At 69.7% G+C, this 20695-nt stretch carries 17 protein-coding genes; 9 read left to right on the top strand and 8 right to left on the bottom strand.

Features of this window, described 5'->3' with window-relative positions:
* Positions 1 to 19: 19 nt before the first annotated feature.
* Together J7E45_RS17040 and J7E45_RS17035 are read right to left on the bottom strand one after the other, a co-directional pair.
* Positions 20 to 748, bottom strand: a complete 729-nt coding sequence (locus tag J7E45_RS17040; RefSeq protein ID WP_091030915.1) for a response regulator transcription factor — start codon at positions 746 to 748, stop codon at positions 20 to 22.
* Between the two features lie 75 nt (positions 749 to 823).
* Complete coding sequence (locus J7E45_RS17035; RefSeq protein WP_215070912.1) at positions 824 to 1789, bottom strand: acetylxylan esterase; 966 nt, start codon at positions 1787 to 1789, stop codon at positions 824 to 826.
* 123 nt (positions 1790 to 1912) lie between these two features.
* Here J7E45_RS17035 and J7E45_RS17030 point away from each other — a divergent pair, with 123 nt between their 5' ends.
* Complete coding sequence (locus tag J7E45_RS17030; protein WP_215070910.1) at positions 1913 to 5923, top strand: hypothetical protein; 4011 nt, start codon at positions 1913 to 1915, stop codon at positions 5921 to 5923.
* A gap of 72 nt (positions 5924 to 5995) precedes the next feature.
* On the opposite strand, the gene J7E45_RS17025 is transcribed toward J7E45_RS17030, so the two are convergent.
* Positions 5996 to 7156 (bottom strand): mandelate racemase/muconate lactonizing enzyme family protein, encoded by a 1161-nt coding sequence (locus J7E45_RS17025; protein WP_091030903.1) that lies wholly within the window; start codon positions 7154 to 7156, stop codon positions 5996 to 5998.
* Between the two features lie 83 nt (positions 7157 to 7239).
* Positions 7240 to 8043 carry an IclR family transcriptional regulator gene (locus J7E45_RS17020; RefSeq protein ID WP_029273785.1) on the bottom strand — a complete coding sequence of 268 codons (804 nt, stop codon included), beginning with the start codon at positions 8041 to 8043 and terminating at the stop codon, positions 7240 to 7242.
* Between the two features lie 227 nt (positions 8044 to 8270).
* On the opposite strand from J7E45_RS17020, the gene J7E45_RS17015 reads away from it, so the two are divergent.
* From J7E45_RS17015 to J7E45_RS17005, 3 genes are read left to right on the top strand one after another with little or no spacing between them, the layout of a single operon-like run.
* The gene (locus J7E45_RS17015) at positions 8271 to 9209 is read left to right on the top strand and encodes a carbohydrate ABC transporter permease (RefSeq protein ID WP_215070908.1); all 939 of its coding nucleotides are present in this window, start codon (positions 8271 to 8273) and stop codon (positions 9207 to 9209) included.
* Positions 9209 to 10066, top strand: a complete 858-nt coding sequence (locus tag J7E45_RS17010; RefSeq protein WP_051662341.1) for a carbohydrate ABC transporter permease — start codon at positions 9209 to 9211, stop codon at positions 10064 to 10066. Before J7E45_RS17015 ends, J7E45_RS17010 begins: the two co-directional genes overlap by 1 nt.
* 52 nt (positions 10067 to 10118) lie before the next feature.
* A complete protein-coding gene (locus tag J7E45_RS17005) occupies positions 10119 to 11435 on the top strand; it encodes an extracellular solute-binding protein (protein WP_167634495.1) in 1317 nt (438 codons plus the stop codon).
* 67 nt (positions 11436 to 11502) lie between these two features.
* Here J7E45_RS17005 and J7E45_RS17000 read toward each other — a convergent pair whose 3' ends face one another.
* A complete protein-coding gene (locus J7E45_RS17000; protein WP_215070906.1) occupies positions 11503 to 12222 on the bottom strand; it encodes an SDR family NAD(P)-dependent oxidoreductase in 720 nt (239 codons plus the stop codon).
* Complete coding sequence (locus J7E45_RS16995; protein WP_251054540.1) at positions 12219 to 13112, bottom strand: dihydrodipicolinate synthase family protein; 894 nt, start codon at positions 13110 to 13112, stop codon at positions 12219 to 12221. Before J7E45_RS16995 ends, J7E45_RS17000 begins: the two co-directional genes overlap by 4 nt.
* 136 nt (positions 13113 to 13248) lie before the next feature.
* On the opposite strand from J7E45_RS16995, the gene J7E45_RS16990 reads away from it, so the two are divergent.
* The 3 genes from J7E45_RS16990 to J7E45_RS16980 all read left to right on the top strand — a co-directional run bounded on the left by J7E45_RS16990 (position 13249) and on the right by J7E45_RS16980 (position 16123).
* The gene (locus tag J7E45_RS16990; RefSeq protein ID WP_215070902.1) at positions 13249 to 14166 is read left to right on the top strand and encodes an SMP-30/gluconolactonase/LRE family protein; all 918 of its coding nucleotides are present in this window, start codon (positions 13249 to 13251) and stop codon (positions 14164 to 14166) included.
* On the top strand, positions 14163 to 14807 hold the full coding sequence (locus tag J7E45_RS16985; protein ID WP_215070899.1) for a bifunctional 4-hydroxy-2-oxoglutarate aldolase/2-dehydro-3-deoxy-phosphogluconate aldolase: 645 nt from the start codon (positions 14163 to 14165) through the stop codon (positions 14805 to 14807). Before J7E45_RS16990 ends, J7E45_RS16985 begins: the two co-directional genes overlap by 4 nt.
* A 65-nt stretch (positions 14808 to 14872) precedes the next feature.
* On the top strand, positions 14873 to 16123 hold the full coding sequence (locus J7E45_RS16980) for an FAD-binding oxidoreductase (RefSeq protein ID WP_215070897.1): 1251 nt from the start codon (positions 14873 to 14875) through the stop codon (positions 16121 to 16123).
* A 50-nt stretch (positions 16124 to 16173) separates the two neighbouring features.
* Here the strand turns inward: J7E45_RS16980 and gndA are convergent, their stop codons facing one another.
* Together gndA and J7E45_RS16970 are read right to left on the bottom strand one after the other, a co-directional pair.
* Positions 16174 to 17622, bottom strand: coding sequence for an NADP-dependent phosphogluconate dehydrogenase (gndA, locus tag J7E45_RS16975; protein WP_091030878.1), 1449 nt, complete (start codon positions 17620 to 17622; stop codon positions 16174 to 16176).
* Between the two features lie 56 nt (positions 17623 to 17678).
* Positions 17679 to 18569 carry an NAD(P)-dependent oxidoreductase gene (locus tag J7E45_RS16970; protein WP_215070895.1) on the bottom strand — a complete coding sequence of 297 codons (891 nt, stop codon included), beginning with the start codon at positions 18567 to 18569 and terminating at the stop codon, positions 17679 to 17681.
* 99 nt (positions 18570 to 18668) lie between these two features.
* On the opposite strand from J7E45_RS16970, the gene J7E45_RS16965 reads away from it, so the two are divergent.
* Positions 18669 to 19727, top strand: coding sequence for a D-2-hydroxyacid dehydrogenase (locus J7E45_RS16965; RefSeq protein WP_215070893.1), 1059 nt, complete (start codon positions 18669 to 18671; stop codon positions 19725 to 19727).
* A gap of 55 nt (positions 19728 to 19782) precedes the next feature.
* Positions 19783 to 20571, top strand: coding sequence for an IclR family transcriptional regulator (locus tag J7E45_RS16960; RefSeq protein ID WP_215070891.1), 789 nt, complete (start codon positions 19783 to 19785; stop codon positions 20569 to 20571).
* Positions 20572 to 20695: the final 124 nt, after the last annotated feature.

The following is a 20695-nucleotide window of genomic DNA, read 5'->3' as shown; positions in this document are numbered from 1 at the left end:
CTCATCATCGTCGCTGGACTCACTGCGGCGCCTTGATCATGTAGCCGACGCCGCGGACGGTGTGCAGCAGCGGCGTGCGGCCGGCGTCGATCTTCTTGCGCAAGTACGAGATGTACAGCTCGACGACCGAGGACTTGCCGCCGAAGTCGTAGCTCCAGACCCGGTCGAGGATCTGGGCCTTCGACAGCACCCGTCGCTCGTTGCGCATGAGGTAGCGGAGCAGCTCGAACTCGGTCGCGGTCAGCTCGATCTCGGTGCCGTCGCGCACGACCTCGTGGCTGTCCTCGTTGAGCGTGAGGTCGGCGACGCGCAGGATCGACTGTCCGTCGTCGGTGGTCGCGTGCCCGGTGCGGCGGATGATCGCGCGCAGTCGGGCGATGACCTCCTCCAGGCTGAACGGCTTGGTGACGTAGTCGTCGCCGCCCGCGGTGAGTCCGGCGACGCGGTCGCCCACGGCATCCTTGGCGGTGAGGAACAGCACGGGGACGAGGTTGCCCGACTCGCGCAGCCGCTTCAACACGGACATGCCATCGAGGTCGGGCATCATGATGTCGAGCACGAGCGCGTCGGGCTCGAAGTCGCGCGCGACCTGGAGCGCCTCCATGCCGGACGAGGCCGTGCGCACCTCCCAGCCTTCCATGCGCAGGGCCATCGCGAGCAGGTCGGTCAGCATCTGCTCGTCGTCGACGGCGAGGATGCGCAGGGGGGTGCCGTCGGGGCGGCGCAGTTCGGGCAGGTCGCTGGTCATGTCCCTATTCTGCGGAATCTCCTATGTAATTTCTATGGAGATCGCTATGTGTTGTCTGGGAGGCGCCGGATGCGGTCATGCCAGCCGCTCGTCGGGGAGGACGAGGAAGTCGATGCCGGCCTGCAGCGCGAGCCGGTCCGACAGCTCGCCGATCGGTCCGTCCAGGTGCCCTGCGGCGCGGACGCTCAGGCGACGCGGCCCGGTCAGCGCGTGGTAGACCGCGAACTGGCCGCGGGGGTCGACGGCCGGATCGAGCACGGCGGCGCTGACGTGCACGGGAAGTCGCAGCCGCCGTGCCGCGATCGCCGCGTCGAAGTAGTCGAGCACCGGGCGGTCCTCGGGGTGCCGGAGCAGATGCTGACGCACGGCCTCCCCGCTCCCCGTGCATTTCCGCGTGAGCCGCACGTCGTGGTCACCGAAACTCGGCACGTCCAGCACGCCGCGGCGGAAGCGGGCGTCCCAGGGGAGGGCCATCGCGCCGATGCCGCCGCCGAAGCTGCCGCCGCTGAAGTCGAGGGCACCCGCCGCTGCGGGCACCATCTCGAGCAGCACGGTGGCCGCACGCCAGATGTCCGCCGCGCTGAAGCGGTGCGAGTAGGTGTCGCGGTGGGCGATCCCGGCGAGGACATGCTCGTCGGGGAGGGCGGGGAAGCGGCTCGCGGTGCCGGCGTGGGTGCCGGGGGCGACCGGGAAGATCGCGGCCGTGTCGGCGGGTACCCGGTCGAGGTCGGGCGCTGTGCGGCCCCCGTAGCCGTGTCCGACGACGAGCCCACGGGGTGCGCTCCCCATCGTGTGCGGCAGCACCACGTAGGCCGCAGCGGCCTCGCCGGCCGAGGAGTGGAAGCGGATCTCCGAGACGCGGTGCGTCGCGGTCGGCGCGAGCTCGCGGGTGGTTTCCCACGGCACGGGACCTGTGCCGAACTCCTCGTAGGTCGCGCGCCAGAAGTCGTCGAAGTCGTCCGGCTCGGCGGGCGGCGCGAGCGGGGTCAGCAGCGCGCTGAGTGAGTACTCGGTCAGTTCGGCGGGGGGATCCTGGGGCACCGCACGCGTCCTTTCGGGTGGTTCTGCCTGCTCGACGTTACCGGCGTGGCACGACGAGGCGGCGCCGTGGCCCGGAAGGCTGACGCATTGACATGATCGCATACGGATTGCAGTATGTGCATCATGGATTCAATGCCTGGCGATGGAGCCGAAGACAATCCTCTGCTGTGGAGCCGACGCTCCGTGCTGCGCGCACTCGTGATCGCGGGAGTGCTTCCCCCGGTGCTCGGGTCGTCATATGGTGCCGCCCCGGCAGCGGCGACGGAGCTCACGACGACGACCGGTGCGTACGCCGATGCCCTCCGCCGCCTGGACAAGCCGAATCTCGCGTTCACGCAGGTCGCGCAGCTGGTCGGACAGAACCACCGGATGACCTTCTTCCAGGCGACCTGGGACGGCGGGGCCACGATCGTGCGCGACCTCGAGGTCGCGCACAACGGCGGCTGGCTGCAGATCACCGACCCCGCGCACCGCTTCGACGAGCAGTGGCTGGTGCTGGAGGGGACGCTGCCGTCGGGCAGCGCGCCCGAGCTGTACGGGCCGCTCGCACCGAGCTGGCTCGGCTTCACGTCGTACCAGGTGCTGGGCTCGCAGGCCATCGAGCTGACCACGAGCACGGACGACGTCGACCTGGTCGTCCGCTGGCGGCTCGAGGGCGCCCATCCCGAGGCGCACTACGTGCTGACGGCCAAGACCGCCGGTGACTACATCGTCGGATACCAGAGCCAGGACGCGAAGTCCCTCGACGACCTCGACGAGGTGCTGTGCGGGTCGTATCAGCACGCGCTCTCGGTGCTCGACGGATCCGCTCCGCTGGGCGCCTGGGAGCTCTTCGCGCCGATGGCGCTGACCCAGTACGCGGTTGGCCAGGTGGCTGTCACCTCGGGGGTGTACCTGCCCGCCGAGGTGGCCGAGTTCGTGCACGAGCGGCAGCTGATGGCCGACCGACAGCCTTACGGGATGAGTCTGCGCAACGACAGCCTCGATATCGTGCCCAGCATGTACGCGCCGCAGCCCGGGCTGCGCACGGCCATGGCCGTCGGCGAGCAGCGCGGATTCGCGTTCGGCCTCGCGGCCCGCCCGGACACGCTGTACGGCACGTACGCACAGCTGTGCCGGAGCGAGTACGGGCTGACCGCCTACCGCAGCAACGTCTACGACCGCTCGCTCACCGACGCCGTGCACGCGATGGCGGCACTGATCGCGGTGGAGCCCGACGGAGACCACTCCGTCGACTACATCCCCTCGCACTCCGGGTGGTGGAACCGCGCCAAGGGGTTCGTCGATGTGGAGAACGAGGATGCCGTGCGCGCGGCGGCCAGCGGCGTCGTCCTCTCGGCGCACTATCTCACCGGCACAGCAGACGGCACTCTGTACGACCGCCGTGCGCGGCCGCTCGTCGAGTACCAGCTCTCCCGGAAGGGCATCGGGCACACACCGATGATCGGGAGCCCGGTCTACAACGACACGAGCCAGTACCGCATCGGCAGGATCCCCACGGATGCCGTGAATCTGGCGTCGCTCTACCAGCTCACGCACGGCCGCAACGCCGGCATCCAGCGGCTCGCGGTGAAGGCGACCAAGGCCGGCGTCGTCGGGCAGAGCAGGGCGCCGTTCTCGAACGCCCTCGCGACGTACCGGGTCACCGGGGATCCGGCCTACCTCGCCGAGGCGACGCTGATCGCCCGCCGCTACTCCCAGGAGCAGATCCTGGAGCCGTACCGCAGCAACGGCCAGCCGCCCGGCGGGTTCGCGTACAGCTTCTCGAAGTACTGGGTCGACCTGCTCGAGATGTTCGAGGCGACCGGCGAGACCGAGTTCCTCGACGGCGCGTACCGGGAGGTCCAGCGCTTCATCACGCAGACTGCCGTCCGCCCGGTTCCGGGTGGCACGGTCACGGTGCCGGCAGGTCACGTCATCAAGCAGCAGTACGACTGGGAGTCGCGTTCGTCGCTGCCGTCCTACCCGACCACGAACGTGCCGACCGAGACCGTCCCGGCCTGGTACGTGTCTCCCTCGGGGCTCACGTTCGAGGCGCTGTCGTCGTTCAAGCTCGGCGTCAGCACACTGACCAACCCCGGCGGCGGCTATGTGTTCAACCCTTGCTGGGCGGGTGCCCTGCTGCGACTGGCGCATCACACCGGAGACGAGCTGCTGGCCGACATCGCCCACAACATGGTGATCGGCCGGTTCACGACCTACCCGGGCTACTACGGCCGACAGTTCCAGGTCGCACACATGAAGCCCGACTTCGCGACGAGCGGTCCCGTGGGCATCACCGGGTACTACTTCCATCACGCCCCCGCGCAACTCGGCCTCGCGATGGACTACCTGCTCAGTGAGAGCTTCTACCGCAGCGGTGGCGCAATCGAGTTCCCGCACGTGTTCGAGGCCGACTTCGCCTACTTCAAGTTCTTCGCCTACGGCCACGCCCCGGGGACGTTCTTCGGCGAGGACGGCGTCTGGCCGTATCTCCCGGCGGGGCTGATCTCGGTGTCCAATTCGCTCGTCAACTGGATCGGCGGCGTCGGCAACGACGCCCTCTACGTCAGCCTCACCAACTCCGCCGGCTCGGCGCAGCAGGTGGTCGTCGACCTCTCCACCGAGCTGACCGGCATTCCCCGGGGGTTCTCCGGTGCCGTCGAGCTGGTCACCGCCAACGGCACCCGGTCCACCGGCGCGGCGGTCAGTGGCCGGGTCACCGTCAGTGTGCCGGCGCGGGGGCTCGTCGCCCTCGTCGTCCGGAACGTGGAGGTGCAGCGCCCCGGCCTGCCGTTCGACGACGTGGCCGACCATGGACGCGACAGCTTCCACGAGATCGACACGGACTCCGGCACTGACTACGGGATCGCCCGCGGAATGCTCCTGGTCCGCCCCGACGGGCAGGGCTACGACGCCTACGTGCAGATCGACACCGAGGAGCAGGCGACGCTGTCGTATCGGATCGGCGACGGGGCGGCGAAGCAGGCTCCCGCGAAGGCCTACCCCTACGAGTGGACGATCCCGGTCGAGGATCTCACCGACAGATTCCGGTACACGATCACCTCGGGCGGGACGACGACCGACGAGGTGACCCTGCGGCTGCCGGCCAGGATCAGCGGAGCCAACCCGGGAGTCGTGGGCGACGTGATCGCGCAGGCGACGGGCACGGCCGGAGACCGCGTGCCGTTGACCTTCGAGGTGCGCAACGCCACCGCGGACCCGATCACCGGCGCCATCACGGTGGCCCTGCCGGCAGGGTGGCAGCTCGACGGGGCCGTCCCGGCGATCACGGTCCCCGCCAAGGGCTCCGCGCGGGTGGAATCGGCGGCGATCATCGCGACGAACGCCGCGCTCGGCGAGGTCGATGTCACCGCGAACGTGACGGTCGCGGGGGAGGACCCCGTGCAGCTCCGCCCCGCCGCGATCGAGGTTATCGACCGCCGACGGCTGGTGTCCCTCACCTCCGACGTCGAGATCGTCAGCGGGCCGGGCGCCGTCGCCAAGCTCACCGCGCTCGTCATCAACACGGGCGTCACCCCGCTGCAGGGCACGCTCGCGCTGTACGGCCTCAGCGGATGGAGCGTGGGGCGGCAGAGCACGAGCATCACGGTGCCGCCGCGATCCGACCTCACTCACACCTGGACGGTGACCGCCGGGTCGGGCGTCGCGCCCGGCTCGTCGACGCGGTTCGAGGCGCGTCTCGATCAGACCCTGCGCCGGGGTGTGCTCGTGCGCGTCGCCGACGAGGGCGTCATCGCGCACACCCAGTCCCCGTGGCCCGGCTACCTGGAGTCCGGCAACTGGTACCCCAGCGGTCTGTCCGGCTGGAACGGCACCAGGACGCGGTACAGCGACTCCGACTCCATGGGCAGCACGGTGACGTGGAACGTGGAGCTGCCGGATGCCGGTCTCTACCGCGTCTCGGTCTGGTACCCCACGAACTCGACGACCACGACCTCGGCGGCCTACGTCGTGGAGCATAAGGACGGCAGCTCCGAGGTCATCGTGGACCAGACGCAGGGCGCGGCGGCCTGGCGTTCGCTGGGCTCGTTCCGCTACGCCGCCGGGGCCACCGGCACGGTCCGACTCGAAGTCCGCAACACCAGCATCCACCGGGTCAGCGCCGCACAGTTCGTGCGCATCGGGAACTGACGCGAAAGAACGGGTGGGCGGGCCGGAGAGATCCGGCACGCCCACCCGTTCTTCGTCGGATGTCGATGCAGATCAGTGCCGCACGTACTCCTGGATCGCGTCCTCGTCGACGGTCACGCCGAGCCCGGGGCCGGTCGGCACGACGAACCCGCCGTCTGCGCGCACCTCGAGCGGGGTCGTCAGCAGGCGGTTGGCGACGGGAAGGGTGAACGGCTGGTACTCGAAGGCGAGGAGCGACGCGGAGCTCGCCGCGACATGCACGCCGGCGGCCATCGCGATGCCGAATGCGGCGGAGTGGTGCGGCGCGACCGGCACGTGGAAGGCATCGGAGACCGCGGCGATCGCGAGGCCTTCGGTGATACCGGTGCGGCCGATGTCGGGCTGCGTGAGGCCGACCGCGCGGCGGGTGAGCCAGTCCGTGAACTCGAAGCGGCTGCGCATGGCCTCGCCGATCGCGATCGGGGTGGCGAGAGCGGTCGCGAGGTCGCGGTGCCCCTCGACGTCTTCCGGGGCGAGCGGCGCCTCGAAGAACCATGCGCGCCGGTCGTCCAGCTCGCGGCCGAGCGCACGCGCCTCGCCGAGCCGGTACGTCCAGTGCGCATCGAGCGCGACGTCGAGATCGGGGTGCACACCGCGGACGGCGTCGTAGGTCGCCAGGTCGGTGCGGATGTCGACACCCAGGTGCAGCTTGATGCGGCGGACGCCGCCCTCCACGAGCTCTGCCGTCTTCTCGGCGCGCTCGACGTCGTCGACACCGCGGATGCCCGAGACGTAGGTCGGCAGCACTTCGTGGAAGCGCCCGCCGGCGAGCTCGGACACCGAGAGGCCGGTGGCGTGGCCCCAGAGGTCCCACAGCGCGATGTCGACGGCGGCCATGGCGTCGGCCTGGTGCCCGGTGAGGTGACCGCGCTCGCGCATCGACTCCGTCATGCGGTGCCACAGCGTGCGCACCGAGCGCGGGTCCTCGCCGAGGATGAGCGGGGTGAGCAGGTTGTCGACGATGGCCGCGGCGACGACCGGGGCCACGGGGGCGAGAGCCTCGCCCCAGCCGACCAGACCCTCATCGGTCTCGATCTTCACGAGCAGCGTCTCGTAGCCGGGGGAGTACAGGCTCCGCCACGGAGGACGGATGACGTACCCGCGGTGATCGACGGCGGTGTCGCCCGCGTACGAGTTGTTCGCATCCTCCTTCGACAGGTAGAGCGGGAAGGTCTGGACGCGCGTGATTCTCACTGGGGTCTCCAATAGACGGGGTGGTCGAACGGCCGGCGGCAGGTGCCGTCGTCAGAGGGGGGAAGCCGCAGTGCGGCCGAGGGTCAGAGTGCCGCGAACGCCGAAGCGGTGCGCGACGGGCTGTACCCGAGGGCCACCGAGATCTCGTCGGCGGCTTCGATGAGCTGCAGGGCGAGCTCCTGATGCGGTTCGTGCAGGTCGAGCACGGAGAGGGGCCCGCTGGCCGAGATGCCCGCGACGATCTCACCGGCTCGGTTGCGGATCGGTGCGGCGATGCAGGCGCGCCCGAAGGCCAGCTCCTCGATCTCGGTCGCGTAACCGCGGCTACGTGTCTCGTCGAGCGCGGTCTGCATGGCCGCGCGGTCCACGATCGTGTGCGGCGTGAAGCGCTGCGGCGTCTGCGCGAAGTACTCGTCGACCTGTGCGTCGGACATGCCCGACAGCAGGGCCTTGCCGATGCCGGTGGCGTGCAGGGGCCCGGTCCGACCCGCCATGGCGAACGACTTCGGCGCCAGGGCGCCCTCGAAGTTGCAGAGGTAGGTGAAGGTGAAGCCGCTGAGCTCGGCCACGTTCACGCCGATCTCGATCCGGCGGGCGAGGTTCTGCGCGATCTGCCGCGAGGCGCGGAAGATGGGGGAACCGTTGATCGCGACCGTGCCCAGGGACACCGCCGCAGGGCCGAGGCGGTACAGGCCCGTGCGGGCGTCCTGCACCACGAACTTCATGCGGTCGAGTGCCGACATCATGCGAGAGACCGTCGACTGGCCGAGGCCGGTCAGCGTGCAGAGCTCGGAGACCCTCAGCTCGCCGGATTCCTCCGTGAAGCATGCGAGCAACGACATCGCCCGTTCGACGGTCTGCGTGCCGCCTACCGATTCCGACGCCATGGTGACTCCTCCTTGGTGATGTGGCCGCATCTGCGCGACCGCGGCTCGTCGCCGTTGCCAGTCATCCTATTCAGCGAAATGGCTTCGAGCAACACAAATGTGGGTGTCTTATGCATTTTGTGGATTTCGCATCCGCATTGTGGTTAACTGGCCGCACGTCGACGTCGACGACTGTGACGACGATGCGCAGGGCCCTCCGGGGTCGTCTCTACTGGAAAGTGACTGCAATGCAACAAGCCATACTCGAGCGGCCCGCAGAGAGCGAGCAGAAGGCCGTCGAGCCTCGCTCAGGGCGGCGCTCCACGGTGGGGGCGAAGGACCGCACCTTCGGTTTCATGATCGCACTTCCCGCGGTCCTCCTGTTCCTCGTGATCGCGATCTTCCCCCTCGTGTCGAGCATCTGGACCAGCCTCTACGACCAGTCGCTGCTCCGCCCGGAGCGCACGTTCGTCGGCCTCGACAACTACGTGGCGGTCTGGGACGAGTTCTTCGCCCGACTCGGCACCACCCTGGTGTTCGCCTCGCTCGCGACGGTCTTCCCGCTCATCCTCGGCGTCGCCCTCGCGCTGCTGCTGAACGCCCGCATGCGCGGACGCAACATCCTGCGCGGCGCGCTCATGCTGCCGTGGCTGCTGCCCGGCGTGGTCGTCTCCTTCCTCTGGGCGTGGATCTTCAACGACAGCTACGGTGTCGTCAACCACGTGCTCTCGATCTTCGGGCTCCCCGAGGTCAGCATGCTCGGCACCCCGACCGGTGCGATGGCCGCGGTGGTCATCGCCAAGACCTGGCACTCGTTCCCGTGGATCATGGTCGTCGCCCTCGCGGTGCTCCAGACCCTGCCCAGCGAGCAGATCGAGGCCGCCACCATCGACGGTGCGACGCGTGCCCAGCGGTTCCGCCACATCTCGCTGCCGCACATCGCCGGCCCCGTCACTCTCGTCGCGGTGCTCGAGTTCATCTACAACTTCGGCAACTTCGACACCATCTTCGTGATGACCGGCGGTGGGCCGGGCAACTCGACCACGACGCTCGCGGTCAGCCTGTACGACCTCGCCTTCGGCAGCTACGAACTCGGCAAGGCCTCCGCCATGGGCGCCCTCTGGCTCGTCCTGCTCGCGATCATCACGAGCGGATACCTGTTCCTCAACCGACGGCTGGAGAAGTGATGCGCCGTAGTCGCGATGTGGGGGAGTCGATCATCCGCCCCCACCTGTCCATCCCGGGGCGCGTGCTGCTCCTGCTGCTGGCGCTGTTCGGCCTGCTGCCGGTCTACTGGCTCACGGCGACGGCGTTCACGAAGAAGGAGGACGTCTTCTCCCTGGATCGGCCGTTCTTCCCGGTCGACCCGACGTTCGACAACTTCATCGGCTTCTTCCAGAACGACCTCCTGCTGAAGAACCTGCTGAACAGCATCATCGTGTCCACCGGCACGGCCTTGCTCGCGGTGCTCGTCGGCGGACTGATGGCGTACTCGCTGTCGAAGTTCCGCTACCGCGGCCGCAACGCGATCATGTTCATGTTCCTCATCGGCCAGCTGATCCCGGGCGCACTGCTGCTCATCTCGCTGTACCTGATGCTGAGCTCGGCCGGGCTGCTGTACACCTACACGGCGCTGATCATCTCGTTCACGACGTTCACCCTGCCGCTCGCGGTGTTCCTGCTGAAGGGCATCATCGACGCCCTTCCGGACGACATCCTCGAGGCGGCCAAGGTCGACGGCCTCTCACGCACCGGCACCATGTTCCGCATCGTGTTCCCGCTCGTGGTCCCCGGTCTCATCACCGCGGGCATGTTCGCCTTCATGCGCGGCTGGAGCGATCTCCTCTTCGCCCTCACGCTCGCCGGCCCCGACAAGCAGACGCTGCCGGCAGGCCTCACCCAGGCGTTCATCCGCGAGGGCACGGCCGACTGGCCCGCCCTCATGGCGGCGTCCCTCATCACGTCACTGCCGCTCGTCATCATCTTCGTCCTCCTGCAGCGCTACTTCGTCTCCGGCCTCGCCGCCGGAGCCGTCAAGGGGTAGCCATGCGTCTCCCGAACAGCTCTACCCCCATCACCTCGAAGGAGCAGTCTCCATGACCATCTCGAACTCACAGCTGAGCCGCCGAGCCTTCCTCGGAGGCGGCACCGTGCTCGCCGCATTCGGTGCCCTCGCGCTCGCCGGGTGTGCAACGCCCGCCGCCCCCGGCGCCGGTGCCGGAGGGGCCTCGGCCGGTGCCGCGACAGCAGCCAAGACGATCAACTTCTACGGCAACTCGCTCGGCGAGGAGGCGCTGAAGTCCGCGTGGCAGGGCATCCTCGACGGGTTCTCCAAGAAGGAGGGCGTCAAGGTCGCCCCGGTCATCTACCCGTACGACCAGGCGGCCACGCAGCTCGCTCTGACCGGGCGCTCCGGCAACCTCATGGGCGTCGGTCAGTCGGGCGGGTGGCAGGTCCTCACGCCGATGAACGTACTCGCCGACCTCACCGACCTCGCCAAGGGGCTCGGCATCCCGCAGGGCGTGCTCGACTCGTACACGATGGACGGCAAGCTGCTCGTGCTGCCGCTCACGGCCGCCGGCATCGGCATCATCACCAACGGCGAGATCGCGAAGAGCGTCGGCATCAAATCGGGTATGACGGTGGAGCAGTTCGCCACCGCGCTCGAGAAGATCAAGAAGCAGGACAAGTCGCTGATCCCGTACGCCGCGGTCACCAAGAACCCGGACCTCAAGGACTCCGTGCCGTGGATGTGGGGCTTCGGCAGCGATGTCGTCACCGACGACCTCAAGTGCACGCTGGGAGACGCCGAGAGCGTCGAGGCCGTCACCTGGTACAAGTCGCTGCAGGACCAGGGTCTGACGCAGACCAACGTCGCCCGTAGCGACGCCCGCATCCTGTTCGCCAGCGGCCGGGCAGCGCTCTACGACGACGCCCCGCTCGCTTCGACCTTCGTCAAGACGAACGGTGCCGCGCAGAACATCATCGACAACATCGGAGCGATCTCGCGTCCGACGGCCGGAGGAAAGGACTCCTTCAACCGTGCCTGGGGCAGCGGCGTGTTCGCGACCGCGGGCGAGGGCGAGCTCACCAGCCGCGACTTCATCCTGTACGCGGCGACCAACGTCGAAGCGGCGACGGCACTGTACGAGAACTCCGCCGTGGCTCCGGCCGCCAAGAGCGTCGCCGACAAGATCCCGGCACTCGCGGCCGACAAGTTCCAGGGTGCGTTCCGCACGGAGGTCTCCGAGCACGCTCGGGGCGCCGCGTGGGATCGTGTCGCCGTGACGGCGCAGATCGATGCCGCCATCGGTGCCGGAGTCGCAACCATCCTTGCCGGGCAGGTCGAGGCGCAGGCCGGCCTGAACGCGCTGAAGAAGGAAGTCCAGGGGCTGCTCGACTCCAACGCCTGAGGCCCTGCACGAAGAAGGCCGCGTCCCGAAAGGGGACGCGGCCTTCTTCGTCGTGGGGACGGCGGGGTCAGAGCCAGCGATCCCGGAGGACCGGCTTCAGCCAGGCTGCGGGGGACGAGATCGAGAGGCCGCCGTCGACCGCGATCGACGTTCCCGTGACGAAGGAGGCGGCATCGGAGGCGAGGAACGCCACGACCGAGGCGACCTCCTCCGGCCGGCCGATGCGTCCGAGCGGGTAGCCCTCGCTCTCGCCGGTGTCCGCGGCTGCGATGCTGCCCGGCTGCACGGCGTTGACCCGGATGCCCCGAGGGCCGTTGTCGAGCGCGAGCTGCCGCACGAGGCCGTCCACGCCCGCCTTGGCGGCTGCGTAGGCGGCCAGGGCAGGGGCGGCGAGCGAGGAGTTCACCGAGGTGACCGCGACGATCGACGATCCGCGGGTGAGGCGGGGGAGTGCGGCCCGCGCCACGAAGAACGCCGAGTCCAGCGTGGCGCCGAGTGCGCCGCGCCAGTCGTCGTCGCTCGTGGCCTCGGCGCGCGCGATCGGCATGCGGCCCGCGGCGAGCACCACGACATCGAGGCGGCCCAGAGACTGCTCGGCGTCGGCGACGGCGCGGTCGGCGGCCTCCGGCGCGCTGCAGTCCGCGACGAGGTAGCGCTCGAAGACCGGGTCCGCCGGGTCCTCGAGCCCTACGCCGACGACGGCGTCTCCGCCGTCGACGAAGGCGCGGGCGATCGCGAGTCCGATGTCGGAGCTGCCGCCGATCAGCAGCACGCCGCGGCGTGTCACACGCGCACCGTGGCGGGGATCGGGGGCAGCGCGAGCTCGTCGATCACGAGCTTGACCGAGGCGCGGCTGCCCGCGTCCAGGCGCGACGCGGGGTAGCGCACCGTCGCATGGTCGATCACGCCGCGTGCGACGAGCACCTCCTTGTGCACCGCCCAGGCGATGCCTCCCTGCAGACCGATGAGCACGAGAGGGAGCATACGACGGAACTCGGCACGCGCCTCCTCGACGCGCCCCTCGGTGAACAGCGCGAGCACCGGGCCGAGCAGGTCGGGGAACTCGCAGGCCGGCATCGTGCCCACCGCGCCCCTGGCGTACTCCTCCAGGCAGAACTGGGCGTTCTGACCGCCGAGCACCGCGAACTCGGGGTCCTCGATCGCCGCGACCACCGCGCCGACCTTGGGGGCCGTCGGCGGCGCCTCGACCTTGACGGAGTCGACCCCGTCGAGGCGGGCGATCTCAGCGATCAGGCTCGGCGCCATCGCGACGCCGGTGACGCCGGGTGCATCCTGCACCATGACGGAGAGCGTGGTCGCGGCGGCCACGTCCCCGTAGAAGTCCACGAGGGTGCCGGCGGGCGGCTTCACCATGAACGGCGGGAGCACCATGAGGGCATCCGCGCCGCCTTCCTCGGCGAGGAGGGACTGCTCGATGGACGTCGCGGTGGAGGTGCCGTTGACGCCGGCGATCACAGGGATGCGGCCGTCGACGACCCGGACGACATCGTCCAGGATCGTGCGGCGCTCCTCGGTCGTGAGAGCGAAGCCCTCGCTCGCCATCCCGAAGACGGCGACACCGTCGACTCCGGAAGCGAGCTGGAACTCGACCAGTCGGCGCAGGCTCGCGCGGTCGAGGGCGCCCGTCTCGTCGAACGGAGTCGCCAGAATGGGCATCAAGCCGTGGAGTGTCGGAGCCATCAGCTGTTTCCCCGCTTCATCATCGTGTATCCACATTTCTCGCAAGTGTTATGCATATTGTGAGATAGTCTGCCACATAACGGTTACGAGCTACCAGCGAAGGATGATCCGGATGTCGCACACCCCGCCCTCCCGAACCGTCGAGATCATCTCCGACGCCCGTTACGTGCAGGCCGAATCTCCGCGCTGGGACGGTCGCGACGGCGGCCTCGCCTGGATCGACATGGCCACCGGGTCGCTGCATCGCGGACGTATCGAGCACGGCAGAGTCGTCCCCGAGACCGCGGTCGTGGTCGGTGCGCAGATCGGCGCTCCCATCCCGCTCGCGCAGTCGGGCGCCGGATGGCTTGTCGGTGTCGATCGCCGCGTGGTGCACGTCGGCGACGACGCGGTCGTCACGGCGCTCACCGACGACGTCGCCGCACCGGGCGACTACATGAACGATGGCGGCGGCGACCCCTCCGGCCGCTTCTGGGTGGGCAGCCAGTCGATGCCGCGCGATCCCCACTGCACGCTGTGGAGCATCGGCGCCGACGGCATCCCCGTCGCGCGCCTCGACGGTGTGACCGTGTCGAACGGTCTCGCCTTCGACCAGACGGGCACCACTCTCTACTACATCGACACCCTGCCGCACCGCAGCATCGAGGCCTTCGACGTGGCCGCCGACGGCACGCTGTCGAACCGCCGCACGGTGTGCCGCGTCGACGGCGGCAACCCCGACGGCATGACCATCGACCTCGACGGCAACCTCTGGGTCGCGGTCTGGGATGCCGCCGAGGTGCGCCGCTACTCGCCGGAGGGTGAGCTCCTGGAGGCGATCGCCCTCCCGGCGAAGCGACCCACCGCTGTGGCGCTCGTCGGAACGCTGCTGGTGATCACGACGGCGAGCATCGGACTCGCAGACCCGGCGGATGCCGATGGTGCGCTGCTCGGCGTGCAGGTCGATGTCGCCGGCGTCCCGGCGTGGCCGTGGGCAGGTGCGGCTCCGGTCGTGAGCGCAGCCGGTTCCGTCGCGGAGGCGGCGCTGTGAGCACCGTCGACAACGCGCAGCTCCGGGAGCGACTGCGAGCCACGCGGCTCGTCGCGATCCTCCGGGGCACCGACGTCGATGCGACGGTGGCCGCGGCGCGCACGCTCATCGACGCGGGCGTCGTGACGCTCGAGATCGCCCTCACCCTGCCGGACGCCGAAGAGGCGATCGCCCAGGTCGTGCAGGATGCTCCGGAATCGGCGCTGATCGGCGCCGGGACCGTGCTCAGCGAGGCCGACGTCGAGCGGGCAGCATCCGCCGGCGCGCAGTTCATGGTGACGCCCACCCTCAGCGCCTCGGTCGAGTATGCGGTCGCGCAGGGGATCGGCGTGCTTCCGGGTGTGTATACGCCGACGGAGATCCAGCGCGGTCACGACCTCGGCAGTGCGGCGGTCAAGCTGTTCCCGGCGTCGGCGCTCGGAGCCTGCTTCATCCGCGCGGTGCGCGACCCCTTCCCCGATGCGCGGATCATCCCCGTGGGCGGAGTGCGCGTCGACACGGTGGGCGAGTACATCGCGGCCGGAGCCTTCGGGATCGGGGTCGGGGGACCCCTCGTCGGCGATGCCGCCGCACCGGGCGGCGATCTCGCGGCGCTCGCCGTTCGCGCCCGTGCGTTCGTGCAGGCCGTGCGCTCCGCCTGATCGCGTCCCTCCGGGCGTCGCAGAAGGTGGTGCGCGATGTCGGGGCCCGTGCTTACCATGTCGCCATGGTCGATAGCGCTGCTGCTTCCGTTCCCCCTGTCCGCCGCCCCTCCACCGTCGAAGAAGTCGCCGAGGTCGTGCGACTCGCCTCCCGCGAGGCCGTCCCCTTGACCGTCGTGGCCGGCGGGCACGGGCCGTGGTCGCACGCCCCGGCCGAGGGGATCCGTCTCGAACTCGGCGGTCTGTCGGGCATCGAGGTCGACGGCACCACCGTGCGCATCGGTGGCGGCGCGGTCTGGGGCGATGTCGCTTCGGCGCTCGCCGGGCACGGTCTGGCGCTCAGCTCGGGCGACACCGCCTCGGTCGGCGTCGGCGGGCTCACGCTCGGCGGCGGGATCGGGTGGATGGTGCGGGCCTGGGGTCTCGCCATCGATCAGCTGATCGGCGCACAGGTCGTCACCGCCTCGGGCGAGGTGGTCGAAGCGTCTTCCGCGACGAACCCCGAGCTCTTCTGGGCACTGCGTGGCGGTGGCGGCAACTTCGGCGTGGTCACACGGTTCGACTTCGCCGCGCATCCGCTGGCCGGGATCGCCTTCGCCGAGAGTGTGATCGACGGTGATGCGACCGCGGTGCTGCGTGCCGCGCGCGATCTGCTCCGCGACGCTCCGCGTGAGCTCACGGTCACGTACATGGACGTGCCGCCGATGGACCCGAGCGCACCGGCGGGAGCGCGCCTGAGCGCGGTGTGGGCGGCACCGGAGCCCGATCGGCTGCGTGCCGTGTGGGAGCCGATCTCCGCGCTCCCCGGCGTGCAGACGCAGGTGACGACTCCGCCGTATCGCGAAGTGCTGATGGAGATGCCCGAGCCGGAGGGCGATGATGTGCCCGCCCCTCCTGGTTTCCTCGGCGGCAACGGGCTCTACGCCGAGCTCGATGACGCGCTGATCGAGCGGCTCGTGGCCTTCCGGCGCGCGTATCCGGCCTCGGTGGTCTTCCTCCGGTCGCTGGGCGGCGCGTTCCACGACGTCGCGCAGGAGGAGACGGCGTTCCCGGCGCGTGCGGCGAACTGGTTCGTGATGGCCGGGGCGTTCGACATCCCGGGCATGCTCGACGATCAGACCCGTGCCGCGATCGATGCGGACGGCGAGGGCATCCGGGCCGGTCGCCTGGCCGAGTACGGCAACTTCGCCGACACCGAGCGCGCGGATGCGGTGCCCGGAATGTTCTCGGCGGATGCGCTCGCGCGGCTCCGGGCCACCAAGGCCGCGTGGGATCCGCAGAACGTCTTCCACCGCAACCACAACATCGTCGTGTGATGCACGAAGGGCCGGGTACCTCGCGGTGCCCGGCCCTTCGTGACGAGACGTCAGTGCGTGTCTTCGGCCTCGATCTCGGTGCGGTCGCCCGACCACAGCGTGTGGAAGGTGCCTTCCTTGTCGATGCGCTTGTAGGTGTGCGCGCCGAAGAAGTCACGCTGTCCCTGGACGAGCGCGGCCGGGAGGCGGTCGGCACGGATGCCGTCGTAGTACGACAGCGACGACGAGAACGCCGGGGCGGGGATGCCGGCTTCGGCGGCCGCGATGACGACTCGGCGCCAGGCTGCCTGGGCACGGGTGATCGCCTCGGTGAAGTACGGGGCGGTGAGCAGAACCGGCAGCTCCGGCGTCTCGGCGTAGGCGTCGGCGATCCGGTTGAGGAACTGGGCGCGGATGATGCAGCCGCCGCGCCAGATCTTGCTGATCGCGCCGAGGTCGATGTTCCAGCCGTACTCGGCGGCGCCGGCGCGGATCTCGTCGAAGCCCTGCGAGTACGCGACGATCTTCGACGCGTAGAGCGCGAGGCGCACGTCTTCGATGAACGCGTCGGTGTCCTCGACTGAGAACTCCTCCTCCGGGCCCGGCAGGTCGCGGGAGACCGCGCGCTGCTCGGGGTGCGAGGAGAGCGAGCGGGCGAAGGTCGCCTCGGCGATGCCCGAGACGGGGACGCCGAGCGACAGCGCGGTCTGCACGGTCCACGCGCCGGTGCCCTTGGCGCCGGCCTGGTCGAGGATCACGTCGACGAGCGGCTTGCCGGTCTCGGCATCCACCTGGCGGAGCACCTCGGCGGTGATCTCGATCAGGTACGACTCCAGTTCGCCGCGGTTCCACTCGGCGAAGATCTCCGCGATCTCCGCGGGGGTCTTGCCCGTGCCGCGACGGATCAGGTCGTATGCCTCGGCGATCAGCTGCATGTCGGCGTACTCGATGCCGTTGTGCACCATCTTGACGAAGTGTCCGGCACCGTCGTGGCCGACGTGCGTCACACACGGCTCGCCCTCAGCGACTGCAGCGATGGACTTCAGGATCGGTCCGAGCGTGATCCAGGACTCGTCCGAACCGCCGGGCATGATCGAGGGGCCGAGCAGGGCGCCCTCCTCGCCGCCGGAGATGCCGGCGCCGACGAAGTTGATGCCCGTCTCGCGGACGGCCTTCTCGCGACGGATCGTGTCGGGGAAGTAGGCGTTGCCGCCGTCGACGATGATGTCGCCCGGCTCGAAGACCTCGACCAGGGAGTCGATCACGGCGTCGGTCGGGCCGCCGGCCTTGACCATGATGATCGCGGTGCGCGGCTTCTGCAGCGAGTCGGCGAACTCCTGGTAGGTGCGGGCCGGGACGAATCCGGCCTCGGGGTGCTCGTCGAGGAGCGTCTGGGTCTTCTCGTAGCTGCGGTTGAAGATCGCCACGGTGTTCCCCTCGCGGCTGGCGAGGTTGCGGGCGAGGTTCGATCCCATGACGGCGAGTCCGACGACTCCGATGTTCGCTGATGCTTCGGGCACAGAAGGCTCCTCGAGGGTGAAGAAGGGGTGGTTTCAGCGTATCGCTGTCCGGGAGGTCAGTGCTCGCCTGTGTCACGCGACGCGATGAAGCGTCGGGACACGGCGATGTCGCGGTCTCCGAGACCCGCGGCCACCAGCTCGTCGAACGCGGCGCGCAGGGTGGGCAGGAGCACGGGGGAGGTGCCGGTGGCCTCGGCGATGTCGGCGGCGAAGCCGAGGTCTTTCACCATGTACTGCGCGACGCCGCTGGGGGAGTCGTCGCCGGTGACGAGCTTCTCGCGACGGCTGTCGAGCAGTCGCGAGCCGGCGTAGCCGCCGGAGAGCAGCGACCAGAGGGCATCGAGGTCGAGTCCGGAGCGGTCAGCGAGCACCGTGGCCTCTCCGAGCGCCAGGATCGTCGCGGACACCACCAGCTGGTTGCAGGCCTTCGCGACCTCGCCGGCGCCGAGCGGACCGAGCAGGACGGGCGTGCCGCACGGGGCCAGCACCTCGGCTGCGAGGGCCGCATCCTCGGGGTCGCCGCCGAGCATGATCGAGAGAGTCCCGGCGATGGCGCCGTCTTCGCCGCCCGAGACCGGGCAGTCCACGACCCGCACCCGCCCGTCGGTCTGCGCGCCGATGCGCTCTGCGAGCGCACGGACGGCCGGTGCCGACGAGGTCGATCCGATCATGATGAGCAGCTCACCGGCGTCCGCGAGGAGTCCGTCCGGGCCGTCGAGCATCGCCTCGAACGGGGGCAGATCCGGCAGCATCATGAGGAGGGCGTCTACTCTGGAGGCGAGTTCGCGCGGTGTCTCCGCCCAGGTGGCTCCGGCCGCCAGCAGCTCCGGCTGCGGGCGTCGCGCGTGGATCACCAGTCGTCCGTGCGCGGCGAGCAGATGGTCGGCCATGGGGCGGCCCATGGCGCCGAGTCCCACGGCGCCGACGGTGACGGATGACATGTTCATGGGCACACGGTAGCAATAATCCAATGGATAGAACAGTGTCCAACAGGATGGATCTGAGCTAAAGTGAGGGATCCAGGATTTCCCGAGGAAGGGATCAGCATGACGGGGACCGAGAACAAGCTGCGTGCCGTCGTGACGGTACCGCTGCGCGAAGACCTCTGCCGGCTCATCGAAGAGCTCGAGCCTCGCGTCGAGGTGGTCCGCGATCACTCGCTCCTCCCTCCGATGCGGGGGCCTGCGGATTGGTCCGGCGACCCGGACTTCGCTCGCACGGAGCGCGAGCAGCGGGCCTTCGATGAACTGGTGGACTCCGCCGACGTCCTCTTCGGCATCCCCGATGTGGACGCCACGGCGCTGGCCCGCACGGTGACGGCGAACCCGCGACTGCGCTGGGTCATGACGACGGCGGCCGGCGGCGGGGCCGCGGTCAAGGCCGCAGAGCTCGACCGTGCGGACCTCGATCGGATCGTCTTCACCACCAGCGCGGGCGTGCACGGCGGGCCCCTGGCTGAGTTCGCCGTTTTCGGCGTGATGGCGGGAGCGAAGAACCTCCCTCGCCTCCTTGCGGATCAGCGCACCCGCACCTGGCCCGACCGCTGGGAGATGCGACAGCTCGACGAGATGACCGTGCTCGTCGTCGGCCTCGGCGGCATCGGCGCGGAGTGCGCGCGTCGCTTCCACGCGCTCGGTGCCAGGGTCTGGGGCACCACGAGGTCGGGGGAGCCCGTCGCCGGCGTCGATCGTCTGGTGCGACTGGACGAGCTGCGAGACGCGGTGGCCCATGTCGATGCGATCGTCGTGACCCTGCCCGGCACGACCCAGACCCACCACCTGATCGGCGCCGACATCCTCGCCGCGGTGAAGCCGGGGGCGATCATCACCAACGTCGGTCGCGGCACGGTCATCGACGAGACGGCACTGCTCGCAGCTCTCGACGACGGTCGTCTCGCCTTCGCCGCTCTCGATGTCTTCGAGCAGGAGCCGCTCGACGATGAGTCACCGCTGTGGACGCATCCGAACGTGCTGGTGAGCCCGCACACGGCCGCGCTCAACTCGAAGGAGGAGGAGCGGATCGCTCGACGCTTCGCCGAGAACGCGGCGCGCCTGCTCGATGGCGAGCCGCTGACCGCCGTGGTCGATACGGTCGAGTTCTACTGATCCGCAGGCGGGTGCGTGCGCACCCGCGGCCCCACTGATGGCGGAAGGCGCAGCCATGGACGACGACACCCGCGAGGGGCGCGATCCCGCGCCTGCCGTCACCCGCAGCATCCGCCTGCTCGGCCTCCTCGCTGACGCGGGTGGTCCACGCACCCTGACGGAGCTCGCCGGCGAACTGGGGCTGGCGAAGTCGTCGACCGCGAATCTGTGCCTCGCGCTCGAGGCGGGGGGCATGGTCGACCGCACCGCCCAGGGCTATCGACTGGGCGTGCGAACTGCGGAGCTGGGCGGTGCGTTCGCCGCACAGTTCAACCAGGTGCGCGAGTTCTACAGCGTGTGCGAGGCCTCGCCGCAGCTGGCCTCCGAGCTCGTGCAGGTCGCCATGCTCGACGGCACGGATGCGCTGTATCTCGCCAGGCACGAAGGGTCGCGGTCGCTGCGACTGGGTACTCCGCTGGGCTCGCGGCTCCCCGCGCCGCTGTCGGCCACCGGACGCGCGCTGCTCGCCGCGATGAGCGACGCCGAGGTCACCGAGCTCCTCGGGGAGGATGCCGTCTTCCCGTCGCTGACGGAGCGGAGCGCGACGACCATGGCGGGGTTGCTGGAAGTGCTCGCCACCGCCCGCCGGCGCGGCTGGGCGCTGGATGCGGAGGAGTCCTTCCGCGGCATCGTCGGCGTGGCCGTGCCGCTCGAGGGGTGGGCGCCGACCGATCCGCCGCTGGCGCTCGGTGTGGCGATCCGCGCCGCCGAGGCGGACTACGAGCGCATCGAGCGCGTGGGTGAGGCTCTGCGCGCGGCTGCCGCGGCGTTGACGAACCCGTTCAGCACCGCCGTTCGTCGCTGACTCTTTCTGCGCTTCCGTGTCTCGGGGCGCGGTCGGTACTTTCGTGCGTCGAAACCCGGTCCAAAGGGTTGAACGCAATCCAACGGGCTGGTACAGTCGTGCTCACGCCGCAGGCGAAGCCGAT

The sequence above is a fragment of the Microbacterium sp. ISL-59 genome, from assembly GCF_018613945.1.
Taxonomy (GTDB): domain Bacteria; phylum Actinomycetota; class Actinomycetes; order Actinomycetales; family Microbacteriaceae; genus Microbacterium; species Microbacterium oxydans_B.
The sequence above is the reverse complement of the archived record's forward strand: the minus strand, read 5'-3'. Positions and strand labels throughout refer to the sequence as shown.

Bases quoted from the DNA above. Each gene is read 5' to 3' on its own strand.
- J7E45_RS17030 (WP_215070910.1), top strand. From the start codon at position 1,913: ATGGATTCAATGCCTGGCGATGGAGCCGAAGACAATCCTCTGCTGTGG.
- J7E45_RS17015 (WP_215070908.1), top strand. From the start codon at position 8,271: ATGCAACAAGCCATACTCGAGCGGCCCGCAGAGAGCGAGCAGAAGGCC.
- J7E45_RS17010 (WP_051662341.1), top strand. From the start codon at position 9,209: ATGCGCCGTAGTCGCGATGTGGGGGAGTCGATCATCCGCCCCCACCTG.
- J7E45_RS17005 (WP_167634495.1), top strand. From the start codon at position 10,119: ATGACCATCTCGAACTCACAGCTGAGCCGCCGAGCCTTCCTCGGAGGC.
- J7E45_RS16970 (WP_215070895.1), bottom strand. From the start codon at position 18,569: ATGAACATGTCATCCGTCACCGTCGGCGCCGTGGGACTCGGCGCCATG.
- J7E45_RS16990 (WP_215070902.1), top strand. From the start codon at position 13,249: ATGTCGCACACCCCGCCCTCCCGAACCGTCGAGATCATCTCCGACGCC.
- J7E45_RS17040 (WP_091030915.1), bottom strand. From the start codon at position 748: ATGACCAGCGACCTGCCCGAACTGCGCCGCCCCGACGGCACCCCCCTG.
- J7E45_RS16980 (WP_215070897.1), top strand. From the start codon at position 14,873: ATGGTCGATAGCGCTGCTGCTTCCGTTCCCCCTGTCCGCCGCCCCTCC.
- J7E45_RS17020 (WP_029273785.1), bottom strand. From the start codon at position 8,043: ATGGCGTCGGAATCGGTAGGCGGCACGCAGACCGTCGAACGGGCGATG.
- J7E45_RS16965 (WP_215070893.1), top strand. From the start codon at position 18,669: ATGACGGGGACCGAGAACAAGCTGCGTGCCGTCGTGACGGTACCGCTG.
- J7E45_RS16960 (WP_215070891.1), top strand. From the start codon at position 19,783: ATGGACGACGACACCCGCGAGGGGCGCGATCCCGCGCCTGCCGTCACC.
- J7E45_RS16995 (WP_251054540.1), bottom strand. From the start codon at position 13,112: ATGCCCATTCTGGCGACTCCGTTCGACGAGACGGGCGCCCTCGACCGC.